This is a genomic window from Brevibacillus antibioticus, assembly GCF_005217615.1.
Lineage (GTDB): Bacteria > Bacillota > Bacilli > Brevibacillales > Brevibacillaceae > Brevibacillus > Brevibacillus antibioticus.
In genome coordinates, this window is sequence record NZ_SZNK01000001.1 from 4,724,360 (window position 1) to 4,737,394 (window position 13,035).

At 47.8% G+C, this 13,035-nt stretch carries 9 protein-coding genes; 1 reads left to right on the forward strand and 8 read right to left on the reverse strand.

The genetic code is table 11. From position 1 onward, the window contains the following. Positions 1 to 113: 113 nt before the first annotated feature. Both E8L90_RS22825 and E8L90_RS22830 read right to left on the reverse strand, forming a co-directional pair. Positions 114 to 2,153, reverse strand: a complete 2,040-nt coding sequence (locus E8L90_RS22825) for a copper amine oxidase N-terminal domain-containing protein (protein WP_137031483.1) — start codon at positions 2,151 to 2,153, stop codon at positions 114 to 116. 60 nt (positions 2,154 to 2,213) lie between these two features. Continuing rightward, entirely contained in the window at positions 2,214 to 3,992 is a 1,779-nt protein-coding gene (locus tag E8L90_RS22830) for an SgrR family transcriptional regulator (protein ID WP_137031484.1), read from the reverse strand. Positions 3,993 to 4,091: 99 nt separating this feature from the next. On the opposite strand from E8L90_RS22830, the gene E8L90_RS22835 reads away from it, so the two are divergent. After that, the gene (locus tag E8L90_RS22835) at positions 4,092 to 5,372 is read left to right on the forward strand and encodes an MDR family MFS transporter (protein ID WP_137031485.1); all 1,281 of its coding nucleotides are present in this window, start codon (positions 4,092 to 4,094) and stop codon (positions 5,370 to 5,372) included. A 27-nt stretch (positions 5,373 to 5,399) separates the two neighbouring features. On the opposite strand, the gene E8L90_RS22840 is transcribed toward E8L90_RS22835, so the two are convergent. From E8L90_RS22840 to E8L90_RS22865, 6 genes are all read right to left on the reverse strand, one after another. Beyond that, the gene (locus E8L90_RS22840; protein WP_137031486.1) at positions 5,400 to 7,535 is read right to left on the reverse strand and encodes a GDYXXLXY domain-containing protein; all 2,136 of its coding nucleotides are present in this window, start codon (positions 7,533 to 7,535) and stop codon (positions 5,400 to 5,402) included. 108 nt (positions 7,536 to 7,643) lie between these two features. Further along, a complete protein-coding gene (locus E8L90_RS22845; protein WP_137031487.1) occupies positions 7,644 to 7,937 on the reverse strand; it encodes an RNA-binding S4 domain-containing protein in 294 nt (97 codons plus the stop codon). Continuing rightward, positions 7,924 to 9,396 carry a bifunctional methyltransferase/pyrophosphohydrolase YabN gene (gene yabN, locus E8L90_RS22850; RefSeq protein WP_208759481.1) on the reverse strand — a complete coding sequence of 491 codons (1,473 nt, stop codon included), beginning with the start codon at positions 9,394 to 9,396 and terminating at the stop codon, positions 7,924 to 7,926. Before yabN ends, E8L90_RS22845 begins: the two co-directional genes overlap by 14 nt. 26 nt (positions 9,397 to 9,422) lie before the next feature. Beyond that, complete coding sequence (locus E8L90_RS22855) at positions 9,423 to 11,069, reverse strand: putative polysaccharide biosynthesis protein (protein ID WP_137031489.1); 1,647 nt, start codon at positions 11,067 to 11,069, stop codon at positions 9,423 to 9,425. Positions 11,070 to 11,178: 109 nt separating this feature from the next. Then, the gene (gene spoVT, locus E8L90_RS22860) at positions 11,179 to 11,721 is read right to left on the reverse strand and encodes a stage V sporulation protein T (protein ID WP_137031490.1); all 543 of its coding nucleotides are present in this window, start codon (positions 11,719 to 11,721) and stop codon (positions 11,179 to 11,181) included. Between the two features lie 236 nt (positions 11,722 to 11,957). Further along, positions 11,958 to 13,025: a peptidylprolyl isomerase gene (locus E8L90_RS22865; protein ID WP_137031491.1), complete on the reverse strand. Its 1,068-nt coding sequence runs from the start codon at positions 13,023 to 13,025 to the stop codon at positions 11,958 to 11,960. Between the last annotated feature and the right edge of the window lie 10 nt (positions 13,026 to 13,035).

Genomic DNA, 13,035 nt, shown 5'->3' on the forward strand with positions numbered 1-13,035 from the left:
TCCTCACGTACCCTTCTTGTACTATCGTATGGGGAGGGATGTCCTCTTAGAACAAAAACGGTCCATACACAAAAGAAAACCCCGTATAAATACGGGGTTTCGTCTCACTATCTTTACTTGTAAACGGTGTAGTTCCCGTTCACGTAGATGATTTTGTAACCGGTACGCTCCGTGATGGTTTTCAGAGGCAGGGTAGGAACGTTGTTTTTCAGCTGAACTGCTGCAGGCAACGTTACATTTTTGCCATTGATGGTCGCTACGTTTGAACCGACCTTGAATTGCATAACCGTATTGCCGCTCACGACTTTGGCAGTCGTTTTGGTGTAGCTAATCGAAAACCCGAGGGCATCACGGAAAAACGTAGTTGGCATTAGCGTGTTGCCATTTACGGTATACGGCGCCACTGCGAGTCCGGTTGTTTTACCAGCCTTCGTAAAGGAAGCGACGCTCTGCTTGAAGCTCACGCCATTCAGAGCCACGACGGTCGCCGGACGGGAGAAGAGCAGACCTCTCTCCTCGGAGTTGTAGACACCAATGCTGTACACACCTGGAGTAGCCGGGTTCACAATGCCAGCTGTCTCGGCGATATTGACCTGAGCTGCTGTTTTTGCCGGAATATCCTGGGCAGGAATAATAATCAGATTTTGTCCACGTACACCAACAAAGCTAGCGGCCACACCGTTCACCGTTATTGTGTTCGCTGGCAAGTAGGCTGGAACACGGAAGCCAACTGGGAGTACGACTTCAATGAAGCCCTGGTTGCGAACAATCGGAGCACCCATGGCTTTGATGCCGATTGAAATACCAGCAGGGGTAGAGGCAGTCGCTCTCGTCAGCCCAACCGTTGCCAATGTATTATCCACTGCAACTGGTGGAGTCTCTCCCGTAACTTGAAATTCCTTCGACTTGTAAGTCTTGCTGTCGATTTTGGCCGTCACGGTATAGATTCCCGCTGTTCTCGGGGTGGTCAAGAAACCTTCGAGTGCAAACTTGATAGTCGCGCGATTCGTGCTACTGAATCCGTAAGGGGTACGGAAATAAACCTTATTTCCCAACACGCTTACATTCGTCACTTGAGCATTATTGACGGTGACGCTGTTGCTGGTAAGAATCGGAGGAACGGTTACCCCACTTGGGAATTCGACCTCGATTTCTGCGTTCGATCCCAGCTTGGTGGAAAGATCCACATCAAACGTATAGCTCGTACGCGCTCCCGCTGAACTGTCCGACAAAGAAACGGTGAATGGCGTATTTTTTGTGTTTGTAATCTCTACATTTTTTGACTTGTATTCCTTGCTGTCATATTCCACTTCATACGTATAGTTTTTGTCTGGTTTGGATGGGTTTACAATCCCCGCCGAAGACGTAAACTCCAGCTTTATGTAGCTATCTCCGTCTGCACTACTCGGAATCTCAATCCGAACCGAGGCGTTGTCGAGAATCGAGACGTAATCCGGTTTGTACCCGTTTACCTTCACATCAGATTTGCTGATGCTTTTTGGCAGCATGTCCTTGGAGGGAAAGTTGACATAAATGTATTTGCCCTCTTTTAGCTTGCTTTTCGAGGAGAGATTAAATTTTCCGAGCGTTAAGGAAATGGCGTCCTCGGCATTTTTATTGCTATGGGAAGCCTCGAAGTCACCCTTGCTGCTACTGCTACTGCTGCTGCTAGACGAAGATTTGCTAATCGTAATCTTGTCGCCCTTGTAGCTGGTCTCCTCACTTGTTTTTACTTCGATTTTGTAGCTGCCCTTGTCTTCCGGGTTGGTGATATTATCAATCGTCAGTGTGAGTACAGTACCTTTTCTGATCTTCTCATCGACTTCGACCTCAACCACATTTTTGCTTACGGATACGCTGTCGATTGAAATTTTGTCATTATCGTCATCTTTTAGCGTGACGTCCGATTTTTTCAATTTTTTGTCAACTGAATATTCGGATGGGAACCTCACGAAAATACTATCGCCCGATGATAAATCCTTGTTGATTTCAAACTCAATCGTATATTCCGTTTCCTTGTCTGCACCTGTATTGTCTGCAGAAACATCCTCAATAGAGAGAGCATAAGCCGCTTTTGGCTCGAGCATCAGTGGGCTTGCCAAAACCGCAGTGGCCAGCAGCACTGAGATCCCTTTGTTTATGCTTTTGTTCAACGGTAACGCCTCCTTCTCTATAATTCCCTACTATGATAGGTAATGTTCGGCAGGAAAGGGTTACAGACTGGTAACGAATGATTTTACCCACAGTTTTGAAAAGTCAATCCATCCAAACGAATCGACCGCAATTCCTTGCAAGGCGGGATGGTAGTGATCGAATCGCTTCTCATGGTACAGGAAAAGCAGCCACGCCTCATCCCTTAGTGTGTCCTCCATCTTTTCCAAAGCGCGCATACGTTCTTTGCTGTCTTGTAGTTGAAGAATTTTTGACAATAGCTCCTCAACAATCGCCAGCCTATCATCATCTAAAAAGCGATGCACCAAGGAGTATTTGTTTTTATATACCTCCATCAGCCCCAGCTCGATATCACGTTGCAGGACTTCCCCCATCATACCCATATCGGCATGTTGAGCTGTATCGTACGACAAGAACTGATCTTTTGTGACGCCCTGCAATTCAAGTCGGATACCAACCCGCTGACACCTCTCCTGAAGCCACTCTGCTTCTTCTCTTACTTTTTTCGCGTCGTTGAAACTCAACAAGACAGTCTCGCCCTGATAAGCACTTTTTTGTAGCCAATGAGCCGCTTCCTCTATGGTATGTGAGGAAAAGTGCATGTGTTGGCTTCTCTTGGGCAAAAAGCTTCCGGCAGGCGTAAACGTCTCTTTTTTCAAGTCTCGAATCATTTGTACAGGGTCGATCAGCAGTTTGATTGCCTGGCGAAAAGCGAAGTCGTGCTGAATACCGGGCTTTCGAAAGTTGAAGTTCAGATAGTGACAGCCTACCTCTTGAATCTCCAAAGATTTGCTACCCTCTTCCGTCGTTTCTTCCTCAACCAGCGAAAGTTGATACCGTTGCTTCAAAGATCGTGATCCCGGTACTCGCCAGATTTCTACCCGATCCAGGATCGCCCGCTCCCGATAATAGTCGTCGAACGCTGCCAATACCAACCGGTCTTCTGTAAATTCGACCATCCGAAACGGACCTGTTCCTACAATCGCAGACTCCGAAAACGGCACATCATGCGGCAAAATCGACATCCCGATGCAAGATACTAAATGCAAGAAAAAACCGTTGGGCTTCCGTAGATGAAAAGTAATGGCCCCGTCATTTCGCTGTTCGATCCAATCGATATCGTCCACTTGCCAACGATACGGTGAATCCAGCTCAATCAGTCGCTGCGCGGTATAGGCTACGTCTTCCCCTGTCAGTACACGACCATGGTGAAAGCGAACTCCTTTTCGTAAATAAAAGGTCCAAGCAGTCATATCCAGATTGCTTTCCCAAGCGTAGGCTAGCTGGGGCTTAAAATCTTGTGTAGCCAAATCGAAAATGACGAGCGTATGGCAGATTTGCTGGATAAAATGACTCTCCGCCGCTACAGCTACGAATGCCGGGTCGATGGTTGAAAAAGCTCGCCCACGTGGAATACGTAAAATTTCTTGACGCCTCTTATCATTCTCTTCCGCGACAAATCCGAATTGACTGTCCCACTTTTCCTGCAAAAGCCGCTTCGCACCTCCAGGCAAATTTTTATGATGCAAAAGCTCCACTGCTTCTCCTACGTTTCCGTCCTTCAATAGCTTCTGAAAGTAACTGGCCAAAAAGTCAGTGATATCGCAGAGAATCGTAAGTCTCGAATGATTGCCCCGTCCTACCCCTGCCTTCCATAAAAGAAGCCCCTCACTTTCCCATTTGCGCAAAATCAGTTTCACATTGCGGGGCGTACAGCATAAAAGCTGGGACAATTCTTGTATACCGATCTTTTGTTCGCGCCCCGTCTCCCATTCTGATAACCCGAGTAGCATCTGCATAAAGTGCTCATTGCTTTTCATAAGGCATCTCATTCCTTAAAAGGTGAAATTCATAGAGGAATCTTACCCTTTTTCTTCTCCTTTTCATAGCTACAATTGGAAAAAAAGGAGGTCATCCCCATGAGCTTTTCACAACTCCATCCCAACATCCGCATACGAATCGTGACTTCCTTTCTAACACGTCTGGTAGGAAATATGATCTTTCCTTTTATGGCCATTTACTTTTCTGCCAAGCTCGGTCCCGCTATAACAGGAGTCCTGTTAGTTCTGGCCGTATGTGCGCAAATCTTGATGGGCTTCTATGGCGGCTACCTGGCTGATCGGTGGGGCAGAAAAAAAGGGATGGTATACGGACAATGGATTCAGTGCTTCGCTCTCTTCATCATGATGGCGGCGAACTCCCCGTGGCTCGATTCTGCTTGGCTCACGTTTGCCATGATGCTCGTCCAGAATGCGAGTAACGGAATGATTAACCCCGCCGCAGAAGCGATGCTCATCGATGTCAGTACGAAAGAAAACCGAACGTATATGTACAGCATTAACTATTGGTCCAACAACTTATCGATTGCGCTAGGTTCCGTGGTGGGAGGACTCTTGTTTGCTACCCATCGCTTTGAACTGCTCCTCGTGCTAACCGTTATCAGCTTTCTCACACTTGTGATTATCGCCTTTTCTATCAAGGAATCGTACCAACCCAAGCCAATGACTCATGCCGGATCGAGGACAGGTATCTTACGAGATATGGCCGCAAGCTACAAGCTGGTAATGACCGACCGTCGTTTCATCCTCTTTTCACTAAGCGGCATGCTTATCTTTACACCGGAATTTCAAACACCTAACTACATCGCTGTCAGACTTGCTCAGGAGTTTGCACCCCGGAGCTTTGGCATGTTTGACTGGTTTACTGTTGAGTTGACTGGCATCAAAATATTCAGCCTGATCCAGCTCGAAAATACGCTGCTTGTGGTATTGTTCTCTCTTGCCGTCACCAAGCTCATCAAACACTTAAAAGAAGCTCCTGCCTTGTATATAAGCGGGCTGATGTATATTGCCGGGTACTCACTGATTATGTACAGCAACTCCCTTATCGTTATCCTAGCCGCGGTGCTGATAAGCACGATGGGCGAGCTGATTCACGCTCCCATTCGCCAGACCTATCTGGCGCAAATTGTAAAAGATGATTTGCGTAGCTCCTATATGGCTGTGAACGGACTCGTTGTGCCCAGTGCGCGGATCATGGGGGCAGTCGGTATCACTTTGGGAGCAGTCCTCCCGCCCTATCTAATGGCACTCCTCATCTTTTCGCTGGGGATCTTAGGCGTTATCCTCACCCGCTCGATCGTGTTGCAAATGGATTCCAAAGAACGTTTACTTCCTCACGCAAAAGAAGCTGCCCGATGACACAGGCAGCTTCTTCTTTTGGAATATCTACTGGTTCGACAGGCTCTCCAGGATGGCATCGCCTCTCTCGCCAATTTTTACGATTGCGTATTTGGCACTCCGCTCCACTTCAAGTCCGGTTCCTTCTGGGACAAAATAGCTTTCAATGCCGTATTCCACTCGACTGCCACCGATTGTGTTTCCATTAATCATTACATCCGATGGCTGCGGCTCGTAGGTACGATTCCATCGACCATCGATCTCATAAAAGCCACTGTAGCTGTACAAGCCATTTGCTTGTTGACGGAGTACCACACGAATCTTATCCCCTGAGTCAATCTCTTCTCGGTCCAATGTGGAGATGGTGTAGTTGAGCCTTACATAATCACCTTGCAGCAACGAACGCGGATCGATTGGGGCCAGCTCCAGCTTCACCGTTTTTCCGTTGACCAAGATCGTCTCACTACTCCATACTTGATAGCCAATCAAAGCAAATTGCAGCAAAATGACAGGAAGCAACACAAGCGCTTTTCTCATAAAAAGGGACGGTTCGCTTTTTGGCCACTCGATTTTCGCCCTTCGATCCCACCACAAGGTAGCAATAAAAAACACCAGGCTGAGCAAAAGCAGGCTCAGTGACTTATGCAGCAAGCTCCATAGCATGTCGTAGTACTTCATGAGGAGAAAGGCAAACCAGAAACCGAGCACGATTCCGAATCTCACCCGATTTTGCTGATGCAATGTCCGGTACAACAAATACGTGCTGACTGCGAAAAAAGCCAGATTCACGACCACATTCATGGAGCCCGATTGAAAGCTTTTCTCCGTCAGGATCAAAAGCGAAAGTAAGGCGTACACCAACGAGCTGTTTTGCAAAACGACTGGCAATTGCTTTACGTAATGCATCGCCATCTGCGTAACAAAGATGATTACGAGCACATATTCAAAGGAAGGCAGGTACTCATCCAGCTTCGTAGCAAGTACGACTAAAAAGGTCAACTGTGTCAAAAGCCGCGCCGGAATGGCAGAGACAGCTTTCCACACGTATAACAGTACCAACAGGAAAACGATCCAATAAGCTCCTTCTAAAAAGAGAACAGAACTGATACCAAATATATAGCCCATTGTAAGCAGCGTATATCGTACCGTTGTATTCATCCTGCTCATAAACACCACTGGGCCAATAAAGCCAATTAATGAAAGGAAAAACAGTAAATCAATAACCACTTCGTCTTGAATGATCAGAAAAAGCAGACCTGCTATCGAAGTGGCTCCAATGGATGCGGCAATGGTTGTGACGAGAACCGTGAATGCCTCTTGAAAGAACACAACCCATTTGCTTTTTTGATGCGCTGATTCCTTGCGTAGCCAATTAATCCCTGCAACTGCTCCCCAAACAATGAGTACAGTCAGCAGCAGCATGAAAACAAAGAAGCTTTCCGAGAAATATTGCACCATGTAGGATATGAAATTAGCGAGCACAAACAGCGCGAGCAGCGATGCCGTCACAATTAGAAGCCCGCGACTCGGCACCCATTTTAAAAACGTGACAAACAGAATCCCGCCTGTCAGGACATATAAAAGCTCAGGGAGCGGACCATACACCTCGGTGAAGGATGAAACGAAAAGACTGAGGGAAAACGTCAGAAACGATAGGTAGTAAATCGGCTTGGAATGCCATTTCCCCGTAGAGGTTAACCAGAAAAGGACCATATTCCCCAACGCAATCAACCAAAAAATCATGAACCACCACTCGTCTTCACGCCCTACATGAACGACGGTTGGATGGAGACAGAAGTAAATCGCCAAATGAGCAAGGACATAGCTGATAACATAGAATGGCTGATAGCGCGTGAAAAGCGCGAACAGCAAATTCGGTATGAGCCATACGACGAAAAGCATATAGCTGTCGGCATGTGAATTGTATATTTGCCCCAACAATGCCACACTGGTGCCAAAAGCCAAGCCACCAGCCACCAGAAGCCAATTGCTCAAAAACGAATGTCGTTTGATAAAACGCAGTCCATAGGATAATAAATAAAAAAGGACGAGGATTGCCACACTGACGCCGATCTTTTGTTCCCTGACCATAAGCGGCCAGTTCGAAGCAAAAAAGTATAGGATAGATGATAACAGAAGCGAAATGGACAAAAAGTAGCCCGTTCGAACCCCGTTTTGTTGCATACAGCACACATCCCTTCGGAAATGCCTTTAGGTACTCTCATTATATCCTTTGCTTGGAAAAAAGCCTAAAAAAAGACCGCCATCTCGGCAGTCTCTTTTCGTTGTATATTACCCTTTGATGTAGGCGTCTTCTTCTTTTTCATCACGTGGAACGGGAACTTCACCAATGACGGTATACAGCGAAGCCGCTTCTTCTTTGCGTGGGTTTTCCTTGATGTCCTCTACTTTTACCGACACGATTTTTTGTCCGAAACGGATCGCCAGCTTGTCGCCGATTTTCACGTTACTGGATGCCTTTGCAGGGCGATCGTTGATTTCCACCCGCTGTTTGTCGCACACTTCTTTGGCGAGCGTGCGTCGCTTGATCAGTCGAGACACTTTCAAATATTTATCGAGTCTCATGTTTGGCTTCCTCCCACCATTTATCCATCTCTTGCAGGTCCGTCTGCTCAAAGGTACGGCCCGCCTCTTGCAGCTTGCCTTCAATATAGGAAAAGCGCTTCTTGAACTTGTTGTTGGTCAATGCGAGGGCTTCCTCCGGATCGAGCCCGAGGAAGCGCGCCAGATTGACTACCGCAAATAGCAAATCACCCAACTCGCCAGCGCGTTCTTCCTCTGGTGCTTCTTGCAGCTCGTGATATTCCTCTTCTACCTTTTTGTACACGTCTGCAATATCGTCCCAGTCAAAGCCGACTTGGGCTGCTTTCTTCTGCAACTTGTACGCATACATCAGCGCTGGCAAGTCACGCGGTACTCCTGCCAATTGTGATTGAACCGTTACATCAATGCCTTTTGCTGCTTTTTCCTGTGCTTTGATCTCCTGCCAATTCGCCAGCGCTTCCTCGGAATCATTCGCGCTCTTTTCCCCGAATACGTGCGGGTGGCGGCGAACCAGCTTTTCATTCAACGTCGCGACAACATCATCTACCGAAAAATATCCGTCTTCGGCTGCCATCTGCGAATGCAGCATGATTTGCATCAACAAATCACCCAGCTCCTCACACATCGCATCTGGATCATCGTCGTCAATCGTCTCCAAAACCTCGTACGTCTCTTCAATCAAGTTTTTGCGGATGCTTTGATGTGTTTGCTCCCGATCCCATGGGCATCCATCCGGACTGCGCAGGATCGCCACGATCTCCTTCAAGTAGGAGAATTGGCGGTACGATACCTTCTCGTCCTTCGTCGGTGGTACATACACCAGGGACAAATTCCCGAAATGATCGAGTCTGTCCAGTTCATACAACGGCACTGTCTCAATGATTTCTTGCCCCGCTACCCCTACGGCTGTCGCTACCGTCACCTCGTAATCGTCCGGGAGTACTTCCATCAAGGTCAGCTTCACATCAGAGGCCACAAACGCATCGTACACTTGCGCGATAATCGTATGCAGACCCGGTGATATTTGATGAGCAGCAAGTGCAGTCCCATCCAGCAGAGAGAATCCCTCGATCGGGTCGATATGTAGGCGGGCAAACAAAGGATCGATAAAGCTCTGTCCACCGCCAATTTCGATTTCTACGCCACGGTTTGGTCCCTCTGCCAACAACAGCTGCACGGTACGTTCCGCTACCAAAGGATGACCTGGCACGGCGTAGACCAGGCTGCCTGCTTCGTTTACCCGTGAAAAAAGCCGCTCCACAATATCGGTGTACACATCAGAAAACGTATCGTGCTGCTCATACACATCGTCAAAGGACTCAATCGCAATGCCTTCTGCGATCAACTCAGCTACGACCGGATGCTCTTTCGTGCGCAAATACAGCTGTTTGGCAGCTTTGAGCGTACGATAGATGCCATAAGGGAGCTGGTCCAAATCTCCGGCACCAAGCCCGACTACGCTAATGGTCTTATTCTTCATTTCCACTCGTCACGCCTCCTTTTCGTTCATTTCGCCCTCTCCGCTGGGAGGAGCTTGTATTTCGTTAACAGCGAAGCAATTCGCTTTCCTTTTGGCAAAAATTGAATATCGTTTCTTGTGAGCCCACCTGTTTTCAAAAGCGCCAGCAAATAGACCAATGCTCCTGAACCGACAGCAATCAAACCTACCAACGTATAGAACAAGCGATTTGAAAGTCCGGCACTGCCGAGCACCATATTAGCGAGCCACTCGACCAGCAACACGACAATCGACATCGCCACGACGGAGATGAATGGCTTTTTCACCGTATGGCGGAATCCGATGTGTGCGCCCGTGTATTTGCTTACCGCAAGAACGTTCAGTCCCATAGCGACCAAATAAGCTAAAACAGTGGACACTGCTGCACCAGAAATACCCCAGAACGGAACGAGCGCCAGATTGAGGATGAGCTTCACCAGTACACCAATAAACAGGTTGCGGGCAGGTCGCATTACGCGCCCCAAGCCTTGCAAAATCCCCGCGCTAGCAATACTCACTGTGGCAAAAATAATCGTGAAGGACTGTACAGCGAGGGCCTCGGTACCGTTGCTGTCTCCGTAGAGCATGACGTTGATCGGCTCCGCCAACAGAGCAAGTCCAAATGAGGCAGGCAATCCTAATAGGAAGGTCAGTCGAATCGCGACTTCGGAACGATGAGAGATCAATTGATGCTGACGCTGGGCAACAGCTTCACTGATCGCAGGCACTAATGCCAGCGACAAGGACGTGGCGAAAAACGTACCAAACTGAATGAGTGGCTGACCACGGTCAAATGCACCCTTCAAGAGCTTGGCCAGGTCCTCCGGGGTCCCGCTCCATTGCAGCATATTGACGACGGTCATCGAGTCTACAAGCGGAACAAGCGGGAGAACCAGTGCGCCCATACAAATCGGAACGGCATAGGTCAAGAGATGACGCAATATCTGGCGATTGGTCCACGAATTCGCGGTTGATTGCTGCACTTGATTGATGGTTGTTAGCCCCATCTGCTTGTCTTTTCTCCAATACCAAAGCAAGACGAGAATAGCAGCAATGGCACCTGGAAAAGCAGCAAAAACGGCACCTGTACCAGCCATGTACGGGTCCTGATACATGTTCATCGCCCAGACTGCAGCGACTAGGATAAAAATCACGCGAATGAACTGTTCAGCGACCTGAGAGACGCCAGTCGGCATCATATTTTGATGCCCCTGAAAATAGCCGCGCAAGATCGCAACCATCGGCACCAATGGCAGTGACCAAGCTACCGCTCGGAGCGGGGTAATCAAATGCTCATCACCCATCATATGGGCAATCATAGGTGCCCCTCCATATAACAGTAAGAAGAAAAAGATCCCGAGAACGACCAGCGATATACTGGCTACTCGAAACGCCCTGCTCGCCCCGATCGCATCCCCGACAGCGACGCGCTCTGAGACGATCTTGGAGATGGCAATAGGGAAACCCGCCGTCGCTAGAATCAACAACGCGGTGTACAGCGGGTATACTTGCATATATACGTACAAGCCGATATCTCCGGCAATGTTTTGGTATGGAATGCGGTATACAGCGCCTAAAAGCTTGGAGACAAGACCGGCAATTCCAAGTATCGCCGCGCCTTTCACAAATTGAACGGAAGCTTTTTCTTGAGCCATGTGCGTGAAATTTCTCCTCTCCAACCTAAAACTTCGTTCATTATACCACAAGGCCATAGGCACAAGAAAAACAGCCCCGGGGTACGAGGCTGTTTTTGAAAACCCTATACTATTGCTCCATCTGCTTTGCCAGGAAACCGGCCGCTGTTTCCGACATTTTGATCTCCAAATCACTCATCTTGGTTGACTCGTTTTTGTTGAGGAGGATCACGGACCCGATTGGATCTCCTCCTGCAACAATCGGTGCGATGACGAACGAGCCCATCGTCTCGTTCAAATCACGACAAATTTCATAAGAGCCTGTGTTTTTCTCCAGTCGGGTCTTTCTTTCCTCCAAGCATTTCTCCACAATATTACCAATTGGTTTCTCCAAGTATTCCTTTTTGGAGGCACCTGCCACAGCAATAACAGTATCCCTGTCTGAAATCAGTACGGTATGATTCATGCTTTCATACAAAGAGTCGGCGTACTCTTTTGCAAAATCACCCAACTCTCCAATCGGTGAATACTTTTTGAGAATGACTTCTCCGTCACGATCCACAAAAATCTCAAGCGGGTCGCCCTCACGAATGCGCAGTGTACGACGAATCTCCTTAGGAATCACGACCCGACCGAGGTCGTCAATTCGACGAACGATACCAGTTGCTTTCATGTCTTGTTGCCTCGCTTTCCCGTAAGAAGTGGGTTGTGAATAGATGGTGGTTGGTTAGTTGTATTTTTTCCTCAAATTCTAATTTTAACTATGGGTGTTGGTATCAATTTTTGCCAGTTACTTCAATTACTCTCCCCCGGGTGGTAGCGAGTGATAATAGTATTTGCCCACGTTTGAAGAATATGCGAGAAAACGAAAAAACAGGGAAACGAATTCCCTGTTTTTCATCGGACCTCTTATTTCTTCGCCGGAGCGTCATTTTTGGACTGCGGGATGTTGAATTTTGTAATGAGCTTGTCCAGCTCGTTCTTGGCGAAAGCATCGTACGCTTTCTCCAAAGAACTCGCGCGGAGCTGTTCTTTCATCTCGTCAAAGGTCTTTTCTTTGCGATTCTCGACCTTAATAATATGGTAACCAAAATCAGTTTTTACTGGCGGGCCAACTTCACCGACTTTTTGCGTCAGGGATGCTTCTTTAAATTCTGGTACCCATTGCGTTACATCCGCATTTTCGTACAAGCCGCCAGACTGCTTGCTGCCTGGGTCATCTGTGAACTCTGTTGCCAGCTTCGCGAAGTCTTCACCTTTTTTCAGGCGCGCTTCCAAGTCGTTGGAGATTTTCAACGCCTCTTCTGGTGTGCGCTTTTCGGTAGAGATCAGGATGTGGCGAACAGAAGCAACGGTACGGGAAGTTTTGTCCATTTGATCATAGGCTTGCTTCAGCGTAGCATCGTCGATATTCTTTTTCATCACACTGATGGATTGGTTGATCAGGTCCATCTGATTGACGATCATATCCTTGGTTACGCCTTGGCCTTCCATGAGCTTGTTGAACTGAGCTTCATCTTTGCCCAAAAAGTCCATGTACTGCGTTTTGATTTTCTCGAAAGTTTTCTCAGCGAGTTCTTTGGACTCTTTTTTCATAGCATCGTCGGAACGGCTAGCCAAAACCTTGGTAGCTGTATACTCACGAGCAAAAGCCTTCAGTGAGTTGCTATTAGCCATTTCAATCATGGTACCTTGTTGTGGGTTCATGAAGTTAATGACACGCAGGAACTCTTCAAACTCATTTCCTGTTACAGTTCCTCCTTGATACTCCACAATGGTCGTTTTCTGGTCTACTGCGTAAGGCAGAGTGAGTTTAGGGAATTTTACCAAAGGATCGTTAGCAGCTTGATTGCTGCCATCTGTCTGATTCGCTGGAGTTTTTGAATCTTGTTTCGCTTCTTCTGCTTTTCCGCCGCAACCAGTCATGAGTGCCACGACCAGAACAGCCGAAGATAGAATCGCTACAGAACGTTTCATAAATAAGGTT

Coding starts and splice junctions, on each gene's coding strand:
- E8L90_RS22855 (WP_137031489.1), bottom strand. CDS start 11,069: ATGGCTCAAGAAAAAGCTTCCGTTCAATTTGTGAAAGGCGCGGCGATA.
- E8L90_RS22835 (WP_137031485.1), top strand. CDS start 4,092: ATGAGCTTTTCACAACTCCATCCCAACATCCGCATACGAATCGTGACT.
- E8L90_RS22830 (WP_137031484.1), bottom strand. CDS start 3,992: ATGAAAAGCAATGAGCACTTTATGCAGATGCTACTCGGGTTATCAGAA.
- E8L90_RS22840 (WP_137031486.1), bottom strand. CDS start 7,535: ATGCAACAAAACGGGGTTCGAACGGGCTACTTTTTGTCCATTTCGCTT.
- spoVT (WP_137031490.1), bottom strand. CDS start 11,721: ATGAAAGCAACTGGTATCGTTCGTCGAATTGACGACCTCGGTCGGGTC.
- E8L90_RS22865 (WP_137031491.1), bottom strand. CDS start 13,025: ATGAAACGTTCTGTAGCGATTCTATCTTCGGCTGTTCTGGTCGTGGCA.
- E8L90_RS22845 (WP_137031487.1), bottom strand. CDS start 7,937: ATGAGACTCGATAAATATTTGAAAGTGTCTCGACTGATCAAGCGACGC.
- yabN (WP_208759481.1), bottom strand. CDS start 9,396: ATGAAGAATAAGACCATTAGCGTAGTCGGGCTTGGTGCCGGAGATTTG.